Source organism: Ureibacillus thermosphaericus, from assembly GCF_002370195.2.
In the GTDB taxonomy this organism is placed as follows: domain Bacteria; phylum Bacillota; class Bacilli; order Bacillales_A; family Planococcaceae; genus Ureibacillus; species Ureibacillus thermosphaericus.
In genome coordinates this window covers 3,118,213-3,134,495 of the sequence record NZ_AP018335.1, presented here as the reverse complement: position 1 = coordinate 3,134,495, position 16,283 = coordinate 3,118,213, and the positions used below count along the sequence as shown (strand labels likewise).

Sequence of the window (16,283 nt, the reverse complement as noted above, 5' to 3'; positions counted from 1 at the left end):
GATGCCGACAGTACTAATCTTAGATGATGAACAAGATATGAGAAATTTAATAGAAGTGATGCTTTCTAAATCCTTTTTTCATACAATCGCCGTTGAAAGTGGAAAAGATGCTTATCCAATAATCGAATCAAATGAAGCGGATATCGTCCTTCTGGATGTCATGATGCCCAATGAAGACGGATTTCTTGTCTGCCAAAAAATCCGTAATATTTCTTCCGTACCAATAATCTTTTTAACAGCAAGAGATGGCAATGAAGACAAAGTGAAAGGTTTGACAATCGGTGGGGATGATTACATCGTGAAACCTTTCACTGCTAGCGAATTAGTTGCCAGAATACAGGCAGTTTTAAGAAGGACGGGCTTAAATAGACAACCGATTCTTGAAAGAGGGGTTATTAAGTTAGATGAAGTCTCTCGAAAAGTGTATGTCAACAATCAAAAAGTAACATTAACATTAAAAGAATTCGATTTGCTTCAATTATTTATGAAAAATCCAAGTACAGTTTTTTCCCGCGAACAATTATTAGAGAAGATTTGGGAGATTGATTATGATGGTGGGACGAGGACGGTCGATACCCATATTAAAACATTAAGATTAAAATTAGGGAAAATTTCAAAGGAGGCAAGCGACTACATCCAAACAGTGTGGGGGATTGGCTATCGCTTCGAACTAGTATGAGAAAGTTATCAACAAAAATTTGGGTGTTAATCATTGCTTACTTAATGGTGACCATCGTATTTATGTATCTATTTGCAGATTTTCTCTATGAACAATTTTATGTGGAAGATACAAAAAGCGAGATGATGGAGATTGGTGAAAACATCCAATCCATGTATACAGGTGGTAAAGTAACCGATGAATATGTGGAGATGGTTGAAGCGTTTAATATGCATTCGAACTATCATGTATTTGCAGTCCGGAACCCTCGTGAACTAAGTGCTTGCGTCCCTTTTGAAATCGATTATAATACGTTGATTGGTCCGAACGAACGGCGGATTTTATTAAATGGAGAGACTGTTACAAAAATCGGATACGAAGAGCGATTCAAGCGAGAAGTGGTTTCGGTGATATTGCCACTCACGGATCAAAAAAGATTGGAAGGAATTATTTATATTTATTATCCTTTGGCAAAAATTACTGAATTAGCTAAAAATGAAGTGGCTATATTGATGGTGGGAGGATTGCTTTTTACTCTCGTCATTGCCATTTTTGTTTATAAAAGTTTACAGCGAATCATGCGTCCGCTCAATGAATTGCAACGAGCAGTAGAACAAATGTCAGAAGGGGATTACAGTGCAAGGGTAAAGGTGACTTCAAAAGATGAAGTCGGAATGCTGTCAGATGCATTTAACCATATGGCAGAAGCGATTCAACGAGAAGATGAAAAACAAAAATCCTTCTTAGCAACCGTTTCTCATGAATTACGTACACCAATTAGTTATATTAAAGGTTATAGTGAGGCTATTCAGCAACAACTATTAGTAGGAAAAGAACGAGATGAGGCAATGGAGCTAATTCATCGTGAAGCGAATCGCATGGAACGCATGACAAACGAATTGCTTCAGCTTGTTAGAAAAGATAGTGAAGAAATCGAACTGTTTCCGATTGTTTTATCCGAGACCATTCGGGAGTCAATTAAGCTATTGGAAGGACAAGCTCATGAAAAGAACATTATCATTGCAACAAACCTAGACGACAATATAATTGTCCAAGGGGATGAAGAAAAATTAAAACGAATTTTCATTAACGTGATTGAAAATGCAATACGCTACTCAAATGAAAATGGCAAAGTCGCCATCAATTGTTATCAATCTAATCATCATGCAATCATCGAGTTTCAAGATGAAGGAATCGGTATTCCAGCAGAAGATCTCCCTCATGTGACCGAAAGATTCTACCGGGTCAATAAGGCGCGAAGTCGATTTGACGGTGGGGCAGGATTAGGATTATCAATAGTAGAGCAATTGGTGAAGTTACATGATGGAAAATTGCATATAGATAGTGTTCTCGGAAAAGGAACGCTTGTGAAAATATCATTACCAATAATGGAGGAAGATTAATATGAAAAAAATGTTGATTACATTATTAGCTGTACCAATGTTGATGATGGGGTGTTCATCAAATGAACCGGAAGTTGATACAAATGAAGAACCAATTGATGTATCCGATTTGGAAGTAAAAGTAGAAATATTAACGCCTACAGAAGTGAAAGTCGGAGAACCGGTGGAACTAGCTGCTCATGTAACACAAAACAATGAAAATGTGGAGGATGCAGATGAAGTAAAATTTGAAGTTTGGGAATCAGGATTGCGCGATCATGGAACAATGATTACAGGGGAACATGTCGGTGATGGCGTTTATAAAGCAGAATATACTTTTGATCATGATGGAGTTTATTATATGTATGCACATACGACAGCTCGCGGCTTACATGTCATGCCGAAACAACAAATCGTGGCAGGAGAGCCGGATATGGATAAAGTAATCCCAGAAGAAGATACTTCAAAAGAGGATACTGAACAAATGCAACACGATCATAGTCAGCATGGACATGGAGATTCTCATGGAAGTAATCACTAGTTTCAAATAATGAAAAATAATATACACTTCAGAAATGAAAGCCTGTGAAATTTTACGTTTCGTAAAAATTTCACAGGCTATGATATTTTTTAGAATTAACAGATACTTTTATGATTAAATCGGTTCTTTGTCAAATGGTGTTGGTGAATAAATTTTAGTGACATTATTTGGTAATATGTAATCGGATGGCTTAGGGGAAATTCGAGGTTCCCCTAAGCTGTCTTTATTTTCGCTAAGTTTTGGGTAATGAATATTCGGTTTCTAAAGTGATAGAAGGATCGATAACCGAAAGAAATGCGTTTAATCACTTTGATTTTGTTATTAATCCCCTCTAAAATGCCGTTATTATAATCGTACTTTAGCGTATTCTCGACGTAATTGATGTATTTGTTGATTGTCTTGATGGCGGTTTTCATATAGCTGGAAACGATATTTTGTTTATTCTCTAATGTTTTCTTTAGGAGCTCAAAGTCTTTGGTTTTGATGCAATGGCGAACGTATTGGTATAACTCATAGGACGCTTTTAATTCAGAATCTAAATCAATGAGATAGTGGAGAATCTCCACCTCACACATATGCTTTTTAAAGCAACGATGATATGTATAGTTCTTATAATCAAGTTTTGTTTGATCTTTCAGAAGGAGCTTCCAGTATGTTTTCAATTTATTGTAATTCTTTTTATCCCGATTCATGACGTTGATGCGCGTTTTGTTTAAAGCTCTGCTAAATAGTTGGAGGATATGGAATTTGTCGGGAAAACTTCTTGGATTAAGGAAATATAAGGGCTGTACATATCGATGACAATCGTTTTTACCGCATCTCTCGCCTTCTTGGAATACCGTAAGAAATACTCTTTGAGGATGTAATCTTCGGTCCTCCACGATATCCACAATCTCCCCCGTTTCAGAGTCGCAGAAAATAAAGGACATCGCTCCAGCTGCGGATTTCACTGATTTAAACTCATCAAAACACAAATGCTTTGGAAGGTAGTGAACATTTGGTTGATAGTAGCTATAAAAGCTGTCAATGACACGACTGACAGTGGCATGAGAAACATGATGTTTCATCGCAATATCTTTTTCGGATATTTTATCTTTGGCGTTTAAAGCAATCGATACTTTGGTATTGTTGGAAATACAACAGTTTTTAGCCACGACGCTCGTTTTTCAAGTAAACGTGGAATGACAATGTTTACAGAAATAACGCTGTTTACGCAATTTTAAGTAGGTATGAAAAACTGAAATGTTAGGCATTTTAATGAGAGACGTTTTAAAACCGTGTTTAATGATTTGATCATCAAAGACATGTCCACAAGCATAGCACGCTTTTGGTTGGTAAGTTAATTGGCCATAAAAGACTTTTGATTGGACCCCTTTAATGAGTTCTTCTGCACAAAAATTTTCATCAAATGTGATATTTTTGTCTTTTATATTGAGTAGGTTTCGTATAGAATGATGGTGAGACATGTGACACAACTCCTTTGGGAAATGAGGTTTTGTTCGATTACATTTTACCAGAGTTTGTCACATGTCTCATTTTTTTGTGTAAAAAAATGGTGCTGGTTGTATCCACCAACACCAAATATTATAGAGCCATTAAATCTTATAACATGAGTAAAAGGAGAATTTTTTCGTTAAATATATATTTTCCGATTTTTGATAAAAATAGTATTTTCAGTCTATTCCTAATTTTTGGTTATTGATATATAGTGAAAAAAATAATTCACTTTTGAAAGAGGTATTAGTTTATTAATGATGAGAAAAATTTTCATTATTTTGTTTGGCATTAGTTTCATTATTTTATTGTTTTGGTTAAATCTAGAGAAAGAATTAGATTACGATGATTATGAAAATATGGAATTGCTTTCAACAAAAAGTAAATCTCAATTAGAAAACGAAGGATATTCGAAAGTAGATATTGAGAAAATTAAAGAGTTTGATAAAAACTATCAAAACCATTTATCTTTAGTAAACATGATTGAAAATAATACAGTTAAACACTATGGATATAATAATAGAATAATTGAGGAACATCGAAAAATTATTTATGAGAAAAATGATTTTACTAAACAGCATAATCATTTAATGTTTAATACAATTGTCATGGATTTAGCAAGAGATGAAGAGAGAGATGCAGCCAGAATCATCATTGAATTCGAATGGAATAATAAACCTAGTAGTAACAGACATGCAATTAACGTGACATATAACAATTTTATAATGAAAAATATTTATACGGCGTTAAAATATGTCGATTCAAAAGATCAAAATGATATTGTTTATAAAATGGCTGAACTAGAGCCTGTAAATTTTCTTGATGGATTCTATACGGATTTTGATTCGAGGAAAAGAATTGATGGGAAAAATTATGTGTTAACAGCAGGTATCATAGTTTTAGATGTTCGATCTTATATTGTAGGTAAAGGGATCGCACCACTATCCATTACTTCTAGATATGTAACAAAACCGCTTATAGGTAGTCAGGAAATATTGTCAGAACAAGTAATCGTCAATGCTGGAAACGAAATTTAAAGCAGTACAGACCTTACAAGGGATGTGCTGCTACTTTTTTTGAAATAAACATCCATCATGACAGACTTTTCAAATGAAAAAAATGGCTTAAGTTCTCCTGATTGAAAACTTAAGCCGACAAACATATATGATAACAGGAAACAGCGAATTTAATCTTTATATATTGATAGAGGCGAATTTGTTCAAGCCTCTTCACGTTTGAAAATAAATAAGCGAATTTATAAGCGATTTTCAATGTTGTTAAGCGATTTAATAGTAAGTTCATTCAATTAGGTAAGCAACTATTTATAAACAATCATTATAGTGAACTGCATTTGTCACATGTGTTAGTGTAGCATTCACTTTGTTCTTCAATTTTTTCACCGCATTTTACACAGATTTTATCTGGCAAATTTTTGAAGAATTCAACAATATTTTCTAACATAGGGGGACCTCCTTATGATTAACTGTTTTATAATAGGTGTTTGTATTTGTAATTGTATTATAACAGTTTGGATTCGTCAATAAGGAAAATGCCCATTTTACAAAACTGTTTTGTGAATATTTTGTGAATCGGTAAGAAAAAATTGCCAAAATCGAAAATCAAAATGTGCTATGAAATGAACGTTATAATTTTTTTGATAAAATAGAGTTAGACATTCCAGAAAAGGGGGAATGATTTTGGAAAATTCGAGGATTTTTATAATAGAGGATGATTATAAAATTGCTTCACTATTGGCTGAAACGTTAAAAAGATACCAATATGAAGTTGAGATTGTGAAAAACTTTGAGGAAATTGTGGAAGAATGTATGGCATTTTCACCACATTTAATTTTGCTTGATATAAACTTGCCTTCTTATGATGGCTATTATTGGTGCAGACAGTTAAGACAATATACGAAATGTCCAATAATATTTATTTCCGCACGTTCCGGGGAGATGGATCAAATATTTGCCTTAGAGAATGGCGGGGATGATTTTATTACAAAACCATTCAATTATGAAATAGTGTTAGCAAAAATTAAAAGTCATTTAAGACGGACTTATGGTGAATATTCTTCACGACAAGAAGAGAGAACTGTTCAATTAGGTCAATTGACTCTTTATTTAGAACGAATGGAATTGCATGTGAAAAATACGGAGATACCGCTACAGAAAAAAGAATGTGCCATTTTAAATATTTTAATGAGAGAGTCGCCAAAGGTCGTATCGCGAGAAAAATTATTGGAAGAGCTTTGGGATGACCAAGCCTTTGTCGATGAAAATACATTGAATGTCAATATGACCCGAGTACGAAAGAAACTAACAGAATATGATGTTCAATCTGTGATTGAAACAGTTCGTGGGGCTGGTTATCGATTTGTTTTAAGTTCGGAGGAAATGTAAGCATGGGATTGAAATTATTTGTAAAGGAAAATATTTCGTTCATCCTCTTTGAGCTAATTGTCGTTTTATTCATTTTATCGCTATATTGGCTAGATGGTTTTCGGAATTTAGATACAGCAATTTATTCTGTCATCATTAGCCTATTACTTACATTTTCCTATCTTGCCATTCGTTATGTGTTTCGAAAAAACTTTCTAGAACGAATCTCCAATATGCCGAACTCGATGGATGATGCGCTTCAAAAAAATGCAAAAACACCAGAGCATCTACAAACAGAAGCCTATTTCCAAGAACTGTATCGACTGTATCAAAATGAAGTTCAAAATCTATATGCAACCCAAAATAGACAAGAAAAGTTTTTAAATCAATGGATTCACCAAATGAAAACGCCTATCTCTGTTTTAGAATTATTATTACAGGAAGAGGAAAATAACCTAGATAAAACCAGTCTCCAAGAGGAAGTGGATCGACTAAAAAGAGGCATGGAAATGGTATTAATGAATGCAAGGCTTGAGAAGTTTGAAGAGGATATGCAAATTGAACAAGTTAACTTAAAAGGTGTTGTCACTGCAACAATTAATGACAATAAGCGTTTATTTATTACGAAACATGTCTTTCCGGTCATTGATATTGATGAAAAAATAACAGTTACAACAGATTCCAAATGGTTAAAATTTATGCTTAACCAGTTTATTACGAACGCAGTAAAATATACTTTCGAGCAAAATAAAAAGGTAAAAATTTTTGTGAAAAAAAACGATTCAAATGTTACGTTGTATGTTCAAGATGAAGGAATTGGAATTCCAAAATCTGATTTATCGCGAGTGACTAACCCCTTTTTTACAGGAGAAAATGGTCGAAAAACGGGAGAGTCTACAGGTATGGGGCTATATTTGGCGAAGGAAATTTGTGAGAAGTTGGGTCACGAATTAAAGATTGAATCCGAAGTCGGTAAGGGAACAATCATTTCGGTGAATTTCTAAAACATTTCCCAATAATAATGAATCTTAAACAGAATTTGCTTAAAGAGGGAGCTTATATGGCAATTTTACAAATCATCGATGTAACAAAAGTGTATGAAGGGAAGGTAACGAATCGAGCATTAAATCAGTTGAGTTTTGAAGTGGAGAAAGGCGAATTTTTAGCGGTCATGGGGCCTAGTGGAAGCGGCAAAACGACGTTATTAAATTTAATTTCCACAATTGATAAACCCACTTCAGGCGAAATAATTTTTAATGGGACGAAACCTCATTTATTTAATAAAACGGAACTTGCTTATTTTCGAAGACGAGAACTTGGTTTTATATTTCAAGACTTTAACTTGCTTCCAATGTTGACGGTGGAAGAAAATATTGTACTGCCTCTTACCCTTGACAATCAGCCAGTTTCTTTAATGGAAGAGCGAGTAAACACGCTTGCAGAAAAGTTGGGATTAATGGGAGTACTAACGAAAAGGCCAGATGAGTTATCGGGTGGTCAAGCACAAAGAGTAGCGATTGCAAGAGCTCTCATTCATGAGCCAGCGATTATTTTGGCAGATGAACCAACTGGAAATTTAGATTCCCACAATTCAAGAGAAGTGCTCGAACTGTTAAGTAAAATAAATAAAGAACGAAATGCAACGATTATCATGGTAACTCATGACCCGATTGCAGCTAGTTTCTGTGATCGAGTGCTTTTTATCAAAGATGGAGAATATTTTAACGAAATCTATCGAGATGATCGTAGGCAAACATTTTTCCAACGAATATTGAATGTGTTGAGCTTGTTAGGGGGAAGAGTCGGTGACCTTTCATCAATTCGCTTACCGTAACGTCATCCGTAATTTTCGAATATATGCAGCATTCTTTATGGCAAGTTTCTTCTCCGTATTTGTGTTTTTTATTTACTCGATGATTATGTTCCATCCCGAAATTGATGAAGGTTATTTAGGGAATGTGCCGATTGGCGGTTTAGTATTTGCTGAAATTATTTTAGTCGTGTTTTCATGGTTTTTTATTTTTTATTCGATGAAAGCATTTTTAGAAGCGCGTGCTAAAGAATTTGCCATTCTGCTTCATTTAGGAATGGAAAAGCGTCAGCTCAGCAGACTTATCTTTTTGGAAACAACGTTGATTGGAACTCTTTCGATTGCGTGTGGCATCCTTTTTGGGTATGCTTTCACAAAATTTTTCTTTATGATTGTTCGGGAAATTTTAATGTTGGATCAACTGCCTTTATATTTTAAATGGGAGCCGTTTGTCTTAACAGCAGCCGTTTATTTTAGCGCATTCGTCATCATTTCCATTATTAGCATAAACTTTTCTCCAGAAAGAAAAATAATTGATTTATTGAAATGGTATCATTTTGTTAATATTAACGATCATTTTTCAAAAAAGAGAGCAATTTTAGCAGTCATTCTTTTAGCAATTGGATATGTATTAGCGTTATTAACAAATCGAGTGAATTTTTATCCGTTCGTTGTTTTAATACCAATTCTCATTACCATTGGGACGTATTTTTTCTTTACAGATTCTACTTCATATTTCGTTCATTACATGAAAGAGCGGAAGAGTTTTTCGTGGAAAAAATCAAGAATGTTATCCATTGCAGAGCAAACATTGATCATGAAAAACAATGGAAAAATGTTTTTTGTTGTAACAATGGTCTCAGCTGCTGCTTTTTTATGTGTAGGGTTGCTAGCAGCCCTGTCTTCGTACACTTCAAAATACGATCAACTAAATCCATTAGGTTTGATATATAAGGGACATATTGATAACCCTTATGAAAGGGCTCATATTCGATCTATTTTGAACGAGTTGGAATTGAAAGGTCTTTCATACCATTTAACAAGATTTGAAGTAAAAAAACAGACGTCCTCTTATACGAATTACGAAGTGGAAGTATTTCGAGAATCGGATATAAACAGTCTATTGTTCTCTTATGGTTATCCGATGGTGCGATTAGATTCTGGTGAAGGAATGTTTATTCCGTACTCCGAAGAGGCAATTAAAAAACTATCGAAAAGAACTGTGCATACAGTATTGAAAGAAAATAATGTACCGATTTCGATTAATCAAGTATATCCGGAGTTGATATTTCCAAGTTCCATTGTCAGTCCAAATGCTATTATTATTAGCGATGAAGATTTTTTACGTTTAAAAAAGCCTTATAGTGGATATCCACATGTGGAACCTGGATATCATTTGTTTGCATTTGATATTCCCCAATGGTTAGAAGCACAAGATGTTGGATTGTCCATTTACAAAGAGGTACAAAAAGAATATGAAAAAGGGCGGTATGGATTGCCTTTTTATTTTGAAAATGCTGGTTTAAATTATTCTTTTGTTTTATCAACTTACGCATTATTTACACTGGTAGGGTTATTAGTTGCAGCAGTATTTTTACTAGCTGCTGGAAGCTTTATTTACTTTAAAATTCATACCAATTTAGATTCAGAAAAGCGAAAGTTTGATGTGTTAAAGCGAATGGGCATTGCAGATAGTGAAATAAAACGCCTTGTGACAACACAATTATTTCCTCAGTTTTTCTTGCCTTGGGGTGTGGCGATGGTTCATAGTTTATTTGCCTTTTTGGCTTTGCAAAATATATTAAAGGATATTGCCAATATATCAATTGTAAAAGAAATCATCTTTGCTTTTTCTTTCATCATTTTATTGCAAGTGATTTATTTCTATTTAATTCGATGGAGATATATTGCTCACGTAAAAAATTAAGTTGGGGATGCTAGTATGAATTTAGTAAAAAAAGTTCGCGAACAGTCTTTAAACCACCCAGAAAAAATCGCTTATATTTTTGAAGGTCGTTCAACAACTTACTGTGAATTTGAAGAAAAAGTAAGCAGTCTTGCTTTTTCGATGAATCAACTGGGCATTCAAAAAGGGGACCATGTAGCACTAATTTTTCAAAATTGTCCCCATTTTTTAATTGCTTATTATGCATTGATGCGTATTGGAGCAGTTTCAATTCCCATCAATCCGATGTATACGCTGGATGAAATGTCTTACATTGTTGACAATGGAGATGTAAAGTGGATTATTGCTGGAGAAGATTCGATAGAGCGAATTAATCAATTGTCCAATAAATTTTCACAAATAAAAGGTTCAATTCTTTGTGATAAAGATTCATCACATCTTTTTCATGATCGGCAAGAAGGCAAGTACCATTTTTACTCTGATTTAATAAAGCATTCATATTCGATGAAGCCGGTATCGTTGGAAGCGGACGATATCGCGATCATTTTATATACATCTGGAACGACTGGCCATCCTAAAGGTGTGATGTTGACTCACGGAAATCTATATGCCAATGCACGAGACGTTGGAGATTATTTTTTGTTTTCGGAAGAAGATCGAGTGATTGCCACCTTGCCTTTTTATCATGTATTTGCTTTAACAGTCGTGTTGAATGTTCCATTAAGCACTGGTGCAACGATACTAATTGCACCAAGGTTTTCTCCAAAATATATTTTTCAGCTTGCAAAGGAATATCATGCGACCGTGTTTGCTGGGGTTCCTACGATGTATAGTTTTCTTCATCAATACAAAGAAGGAGAGCCTTCAAGTTTCTCTAGTTTACGATTAGCCATTTCCGGAGGTGCTCCGCTCCCAATCAAAGTACTCGAAAATTTTGAAGAAAGGTTTAACATCCCAATTTTTGAAGGGTACGGATTATCGGAAGCAGCGCCAGTTACATGTTTTAATTCTCCGACACAAAAGCCAAAACCCGGTTCAATTGGTACCTCCATTCCGAACGTAATAAATAAAGTGGTAGATGATCAGGGGAATGATGTAGCGATTGGAGAAGTTGGAGAATTAATATGTAAAGGACCAAATGTCATGAAAGGATATTATAAGTCTCCTGAGGAAACAGATAAAGCCATTCGTGATGGTTGGTTATATACTGGCGATTTGGCAAGACAAGATGAAGAAGGATATATTTATATCGTCGATCGCAAAAAAGATTTAATTATTGTAGGGGGATATAACGTATATCCGCGTGAAGTGGAAGAAGTATTATATGCCCACCCTAAAGTATTGGAAGCAGCTGTAGTAGGTTTTTCTAATGAAGATTATGGAGAGGAAGTACATGCCTTTATTGTTTTAAAGGAAGAAGCCTCTTATGATGAGTTACTTCAACATTGTGAAAAACATTTGGCAACTTATAAAATTCCAGAGATTTTTCATATTATACAATCATTGCCGAAAAACTCTACTGGGAAAATTTTGAAACGTCATTTAAAAGAACGGATTGAGCGAAAAGTGACAGAATAATAGGGAACCAGTACAATAGATGAAGTGTAACTTTAAAGATAGCGAAATATGGAAGAAAGAGGGAAGAAAAATGGAAAAAATGAATGTGGAAAGTTTTAATTTAGACCATACAAAAGTTAGTGCACCATATGTACGCCTAGCTGGTGTAGTCACAGGAAAAAATGGTGATGTGGTTCGAAAATATGATATTCGTTTTAAACAGCCAAATAAAGAACATATGGAAATGGCAGCACTTCATTCAATAGAGCATTTAATGGCTGAACATATTCGTAATCATACAAATCAAGTGGTGGATTTGAGTCCGATGGGATGTCAAACAGGATTTTATCTTACAATGATTAACCATGATGACTATGAAGAAGTCTTGAATATTTTAGAAAAAACGCTTCGCGATGTAATGGAAGCGACAGAAGTACCTGCTTGCAATGAAGTGCAATGTGGCTGGGCAGCAAATCATAGTTTAGAAGGGGCCAAACAATTGGCGAAAGAAATGTTGGAAAAACGTAGTGAATGGTCGATTGTTTTTAAAGGAGAATAAATTTTATGCAGTATCATCTTTTAAGGATGATACTTTTTTGTATAATTTTCATATGTCGTATTTTTGTTCTAGTTTTATTTTTCGTTGTATTTTATCATAAAAATTGTATATTATTGGAATTGTACATAATGAAAAAGTGGGGATATTGGTATGGAAGTGCTTGTAGGTAGGCAACCAATCTTTAATACACATGAGGAAGTGGTTGCTTATGAACTTTTATACAGAAGAAATGAATCAAATCAATATGAACAAGTTGATTCAGATAATGCAACAATTCAAGTGTTGAAAAACTCCGTATTTACTATAGGAATGAATGAATTAACAAATGGATTACCAGGGTTCGTAAATTTTACGGAAAATTTGTTAATGACGAATAATATCATTGATTTAATTGATCCCTCTACATTTGTAATCGAAATATTAGAGGATGTGCCGATTACGATTGAATTGATTATGCGGATTGTAGAATTGAGAAAACGAGGTTTTACAATTGCGTTAGATGATTTTGTTTTAAGACAAAATATAGAATATTACAACACGTTATTTGCAAATGTAGATATTATTAAAGTCGATTTTTTAAGCACTCCTAAATCCGGAAGAGCTATTATTGAAGAGCGTGTGAAAAATTTCTTTCCCCACATTCAACTGTTGGCAGAAAAAGTAGAAAATCGTACTCAATTTGAAGAAGCAAAAGCGGCAAATTATTCACTATTTCAAGGATATTTTTTTGAACAGCCTCAAATTATTAAATCAGTGGATATACCCATGAATATGTTGCAGTATTTTGAAGTAATGAGCTTATTAAAAGAAGAAAATTCCAACGTTCAAGAAATTGCTGAAAAAATAGAACAGAACATATCTATAACTTACAAGTTACTTCAGTTAATTAATAATATTTCCAGAAAAAAATCGAAAGTGCGATCGGTAAAGCAAGCAATCGTGATGTTAGGGTTAATCGAACTGCGTAAATTTCTTTATTTACTAGCAGTTGATGAAGGGCTAGCGGATGAACCATCAGATGTTTACATTGAATTAATGAGAACATCCATTTTCCGTGCCAAAATTTGTGAATTGCTTGCAAGAAAAAAGAATAAACAAAATTATTCCGAGTATTATTTAGTAGGGATGTTTTCATTAATCGATACAATTTTACAAAGACCCATTCAATTAATTGTTCAACAATTACCGTTTTCGGAAGTAGTCATCGAAACGATTTGTGGCAGGGAAACGGAGATGACTATTTATTTACAACTGAGCATTGCATTGACAAAAATGGATTTGGAAAAAGCAAATCAATTAGCGAAACAGTTAGGCATTTCTACGGCTGATTTAGGATATATATACAGAATGGCTTTAGAATATACGAAAAGCTCCATATAAATTATGGCGAAAAAATCCTATTCAATGATTGTTGAATAGGATTTTTTTATTTGCGCACAATATTCTTACATGAACCTTCGTAAATGGATTTCAAAATTATACTAAAATAATTTATTCCTTTTTTATTTGAATGTGAACACTCTTTCACAAATAATTCACAAACCTGAAACAAATGTTAGAAGTGTTGATATTATTGCTTTTTGCGGTATTATCTAAACTTTGGATATTTGTCCAAATGTTTCTTTGTTCAACAATTTTGATATAATGAACATGTATTGCATTTTTTATTATTTTTTTGGAGGGGTTCAGATGAAAAAAGCATGGTTAGCATTATTATTCGGATCCGCCCTTGTTCTTGGTGCTTGTGGTGGCGGCGGAGACGAAGCTACTGACGGAGGTTCAACTAACGACAATACTACAGATGAACAAACAACAGATGGCGGTACAGAAGCTAACAAAGGTGAAGAACTTGTAATGAGCAATTGTACAACTTGCCATGGCGGTAACTTGCAAGGTATGGGGAATACTCCAGCACTTTCAGATGTTGGTTCAAGATTGTCTGAAGAAGAAATTTTAGATATCATTCTAAACGGTAGAGGTGCAATGCCTGGCGGATTACTGAAAGGTGAAGATGCTGAAGCCGCTGCTGCATGGTTGGCACAACAAAAATAATTTTGTTTAAAAAATAAAAGCGTTTACATTAGTGAGTCTTGGGAGACGTTATGAGCACGTCTCCTTTTTTATTTTGGATAAGTATACTATAATGCTAAAATAAATACATATGTGAAAAAAGGTGGGAGAGAAGAATGGCACAAGTAACAACAAAAGATGTAATGGAGAAATTTAAATTAACCCTTGTAAGTGGTCATGAAGGGATTGGTCGCCATATTACAACGAGCGATATTTCTAGACCAGGCTTAGAAATGGCAGGTTATTTTACCCATTATCCTGCGAATCGTGTGCAACTTATTGGAAGAACTGAATTATCATTCTTTGAAATGCTCCCTCCGGAATTAAGGCAAGAACGGATGATGAAACTATGTTCGCAGGAAACACCAGCAATTATTATTTCTAGAAATATGGATGTTCCTCAAGAATTAATTGATGCCTCTAATGAAAACAATGTACCAGTATTAGTTACGTCCATGAAAACGACAAGGTTTTCAAGTAGGCTTACCAATTATTTGGAAAGTAAATTAGCACCATCAACAGCCATCCATGGTGTATTAGTCGATGTGTATGGAATTGGTGTCTTAATTATTGGAAAAAGTGGGGTAGGGAAAAGTGAGACAGCTTTAGAATTAATTAAAAAAGGACATCGACTCGTAGCGGATGATTGTGTAGAAATTCGACAAGAAGCCGAAGATATATTGATTGGGAGTCCCCCACCTTTACTAGAGCATTTATTAGAAATTCGCGGAATCGGCATTATCAATATTATGACTTTATTTGGTGCGAGTGCTGTTCGACCATATAAACGCATTACATTAATCGTGGAGTTGGAAACTTGGGATCCAAATAAAACTTACGATCGATTAGGGCTAGATGAAGAAAAAATGAAAATCATTGATACGGAAATTACAAAATTAACGATTCCGGTTCGCCCTGGACGAAATGTTTCCGTTATTATTGAAGTAGCAGCAATGAATTATCGTTTAAAAAGGATTGGCATCAATCCTGCATTGGAATTCTCAAGAAGATTAGACGAAGTTATTGCAATGCATGATGAGATTGATGAATATTAATTATTGAAAGATGATTTAAATTTGAGAGGAGTTCATATGGAGAATATTTTGTTAGCAATCGATCCGGTTGCCTTTAGCATAGGTCCTTTATCTGTGCGATGGTATGGTATTATCATCGTTACTGGTATCATCATTGCTTATTTTGTCGCACAAGCGGAAGGAAAAAAACGTGGATTGCCTGAAGATTTCTTTGGAGATTTGTTGCTTTGGGCAGTGCCGATTTCCATACTTTGTGCCCGCCTATATTATGTCATCATGAAATGGGATTATTATGGTGCTAATCCAGAAAAAATTATTGAGATTTGGAACGGCGGTATTGCTATACACGGAGCGTTGATTGGGGCAATTACAACTGCATATGTTTTCTGTCGTGTGAAAAAAGTAAGCTTTTTAAAAGTTGCGGATATTGCTGCTCCAAGTATATTAATTGGCCAAATCATTGGCCGTTGGGGAAATTTCATGAATCAAGAAGCATATGGCGGCCCCGTTTCCCGTGAATTTTTAGAAAGTTTATTTTTGCCAGATTGGATTATTGAGCAAATGTACATTCATGATTTAGGGACATATGTTCATCCAACTTTTTTATATGAATCATTATGGAATTTAGTTGGCTTAATTATTTTATTGCTATTTAGAAAAGCCAATTTACAACGAGGGGAAATTTTCTTCTCTTATTTAATTTGGTATTCAATAGGACGATTCTTTATTGAATCGATGAGAACAGATAGCTTGTATTTAATTGGAGATTTACGTTCAGCCCAAGTCGTTTCAGTGACGTTAATCATCGTCGGATTTGCCAGCATTTTTTATCGCAGATGGAAAGTTCGTCCTGTTGTTCGATATTTTGATGAATAGATAGAAAGGAAAATG

The 16,283-nt window shown here is 34.4% G+C and carries 17 protein-coding genes; 14 read left to right on the top strand and 3 right to left on the bottom strand.

Features of this window, described 5'->3' with window-relative positions:
* Position 1 precedes the first annotated feature (1 nt).
* The 3 genes from UtA1_RS15150 to UtA1_RS15140 are packed head-to-tail and all read left to right on the top strand — an operon-like array spanning position 2 to position 2,581.
* Positions 2–679, top strand: a complete 678-nt coding sequence (locus UtA1_RS15150; protein WP_096551924.1) for a response regulator transcription factor — start codon at positions 2–4, stop codon at positions 677–679.
* Complete coding sequence (locus UtA1_RS15145) at positions 676–2,061, top strand: sensor histidine kinase (RefSeq protein WP_096551922.1); 1,386 nt, start codon at positions 676–678, stop codon at positions 2,059–2,061. Before UtA1_RS15150 ends, UtA1_RS15145 begins: the two co-directional genes overlap by 4 nt.
* A gap of 1 nt (position 2,062) precedes the next feature.
* Positions 2,063–2,581, top strand: coding sequence for a FixH family protein (locus tag UtA1_RS15140; RefSeq protein ID WP_096551920.1), 519 nt, complete (start codon positions 2,063–2,065; stop codon positions 2,579–2,581).
* 212 nt (positions 2,582–2,793) lie between these two features.
* Here UtA1_RS15140 and UtA1_RS17525 read toward each other — a convergent pair whose 3' ends face one another.
* Together UtA1_RS17525 and UtA1_RS17520 are read right to left on the bottom strand one after the other, a co-directional pair.
* Positions 2,794–3,735, bottom strand: a complete 942-nt coding sequence (locus UtA1_RS17525) for a transposase (protein WP_232019861.1) — start codon at positions 3,733–3,735, stop codon at positions 2,794–2,796.
* A gap of 12 nt (positions 3,736–3,747) precedes the next feature.
* Positions 3,748–4,047, bottom strand: coding sequence for a transposase family protein (locus UtA1_RS17520; protein ID WP_197722725.1), 300 nt, complete (start codon positions 4,045–4,047; stop codon positions 3,748–3,750).
* Positions 4,048–4,332: 285 nt separating this feature from the next.
* Here UtA1_RS17520 and UtA1_RS15130 point away from each other — a divergent pair, with 285 nt between their 5' ends.
* Positions 4,333–5,112 (top strand): hypothetical protein, encoded by a 780-nt coding sequence (locus tag UtA1_RS15130; protein WP_096551918.1) that lies wholly within the window; start codon positions 4,333–4,335, stop codon positions 5,110–5,112.
* A 298-nt stretch (positions 5,113–5,410) separates the two neighbouring features.
* Here UtA1_RS15130 and yhfH read toward each other — a convergent pair whose 3' ends face one another.
* Positions 5,411–5,536, bottom strand: coding sequence for a protein YhfH (gene yhfH / locus UtA1_RS15125; RefSeq protein WP_016838724.1), 126 nt, complete (start codon positions 5,534–5,536; stop codon positions 5,411–5,413).
* 236 nt (positions 5,537–5,772) lie between these two features.
* Between yhfH and UtA1_RS15120 the strand changes: the two genes are divergently transcribed.
* The 10 genes from UtA1_RS15120 to lgt all read left to right on the top strand — a co-directional run bounded on the left by UtA1_RS15120 (position 5,773) and on the right by lgt (position 16,268).
* Complete coding sequence (locus UtA1_RS15120; RefSeq protein WP_096551916.1) at positions 5,773–6,477, top strand: response regulator transcription factor; 705 nt, start codon at positions 5,773–5,775, stop codon at positions 6,475–6,477.
* A 2-nt stretch (positions 6,478–6,479) separates the two neighbouring features.
* The gene (locus UtA1_RS15115; RefSeq protein ID WP_096551914.1) at positions 6,480–7,460 is read left to right on the top strand and encodes a sensor histidine kinase; all 981 of its coding nucleotides are present in this window, start codon (positions 6,480–6,482) and stop codon (positions 7,458–7,460) included.
* Positions 7,461–7,516: 56 nt separating this feature from the next.
* On the top strand, positions 7,517–8,290 hold the full coding sequence (locus UtA1_RS15110) for an ABC transporter ATP-binding protein (RefSeq protein WP_096551912.1): 774 nt from the start codon (positions 7,517–7,519) through the stop codon (positions 8,288–8,290).
* On the top strand, positions 8,262–10,193 hold the full coding sequence (locus UtA1_RS15105; protein WP_096551910.1) for an FtsX-like permease family protein: 1,932 nt from the start codon (positions 8,262–8,264) through the stop codon (positions 10,191–10,193). Before UtA1_RS15110 ends, UtA1_RS15105 begins: the two co-directional genes overlap by 29 nt.
* 15 nt (positions 10,194–10,208) lie before the next feature.
* Entirely contained in the window at positions 10,209–11,750 is a 1,542-nt protein-coding gene (locus UtA1_RS15100; RefSeq protein ID WP_096551908.1) for a long-chain-fatty-acid--CoA ligase, read from the top strand.
* A gap of 70 nt (positions 11,751–11,820) precedes the next feature.
* A complete protein-coding gene (locus UtA1_RS15095) occupies positions 11,821–12,288 on the top strand; it encodes an S-ribosylhomocysteine lyase (protein WP_096551906.1) in 468 nt (155 codons plus the stop codon).
* 150 nt (positions 12,289–12,438) lie between these two features.
* Positions 12,439–13,668: an EAL and HDOD domain-containing protein gene (locus UtA1_RS15090; RefSeq protein WP_096551904.1), complete on the top strand. Its 1,230-nt coding sequence runs from the start codon at positions 12,439–12,441 to the stop codon at positions 13,666–13,668.
* Between the two features lie 309 nt (positions 13,669–13,977).
* Positions 13,978–14,340, top strand: coding sequence for a cytochrome c551 (gene cccB / locus UtA1_RS15085; protein ID WP_096551902.1), 363 nt, complete (start codon positions 13,978–13,980; stop codon positions 14,338–14,340).
* 134 nt (positions 14,341–14,474) lie between these two features.
* Positions 14,475–15,413, top strand: a complete 939-nt coding sequence (gene hprK / locus UtA1_RS15080) for an HPr(Ser) kinase/phosphatase (RefSeq protein ID WP_016838715.1) — start codon at positions 14,475–14,477, stop codon at positions 15,411–15,413.
* Between the two features lie 36 nt (positions 15,414–15,449).
* The gene (lgt, locus tag UtA1_RS15075; RefSeq protein WP_096551900.1) at positions 15,450–16,268 is read left to right on the top strand and encodes a prolipoprotein diacylglyceryl transferase; all 819 of its coding nucleotides are present in this window, start codon (positions 15,450–15,452) and stop codon (positions 16,266–16,268) included.
* Positions 16,269–16,283: the final 15 nt, after the last annotated feature.

What these genes read in the sequence shown, in the direction of transcription:
- UtA1_RS15150 (WP_096551924.1), top strand. Translation starts at nt 2, where the DNA reads ATGCCGACAGTACTAATCTTAGATGATGAACAAGATATGAGAAATTTA.
- UtA1_RS15145 (WP_096551922.1), top strand. Translation starts at nt 676, where the DNA reads ATGAGAAAGTTATCAACAAAAATTTGGGTGTTAATCATTGCTTACTTA.
- UtA1_RS15140 (WP_096551920.1), top strand. Translation starts at nt 2,063, where the DNA reads ATGAAAAAAATGTTGATTACATTATTAGCTGTACCAATGTTGATGATG.
- UtA1_RS17520 (WP_197722725.1), bottom strand. Translation starts at nt 4,047, where the DNA reads ATGTCTCACCATCATTCTATACGAAACCTACTCAATATAAAAGACAAA.
- UtA1_RS15130 (WP_096551918.1), top strand. Translation starts at nt 4,333, where the DNA reads ATGATGAGAAAAATTTTCATTATTTTGTTTGGCATTAGTTTCATTATT.
- yhfH (WP_016838724.1), bottom strand. Translation starts at nt 5,536, where the DNA reads ATGTTAGAAAATATTGTTGAATTCTTCAAAAATTTGCCAGATAAAATC.
- UtA1_RS15115 (WP_096551914.1), top strand. Translation starts at nt 6,480, where the DNA reads ATGGGATTGAAATTATTTGTAAAGGAAAATATTTCGTTCATCCTCTTT.
- UtA1_RS15110 (WP_096551912.1), top strand. Translation starts at nt 7,517, where the DNA reads ATGGCAATTTTACAAATCATCGATGTAACAAAAGTGTATGAAGGGAAG.
- UtA1_RS15100 (WP_096551908.1), top strand. Translation starts at nt 10,209, where the DNA reads ATGAATTTAGTAAAAAAAGTTCGCGAACAGTCTTTAAACCACCCAGAA.
- UtA1_RS15095 (WP_096551906.1), top strand. Translation starts at nt 11,821, where the DNA reads ATGGAAAAAATGAATGTGGAAAGTTTTAATTTAGACCATACAAAAGTT.
- UtA1_RS15090 (WP_096551904.1), top strand. Translation starts at nt 12,439, where the DNA reads ATGGAAGTGCTTGTAGGTAGGCAACCAATCTTTAATACACATGAGGAA.
- cccB (WP_096551902.1), top strand. Translation starts at nt 13,978, where the DNA reads ATGAAAAAAGCATGGTTAGCATTATTATTCGGATCCGCCCTTGTTCTT.
- hprK (WP_016838715.1), top strand. Translation starts at nt 14,475, where the DNA reads ATGGCACAAGTAACAACAAAAGATGTAATGGAGAAATTTAAATTAACC.
- lgt (WP_096551900.1), top strand. Translation starts at nt 15,450, where the DNA reads ATGGAGAATATTTTGTTAGCAATCGATCCGGTTGCCTTTAGCATAGGT.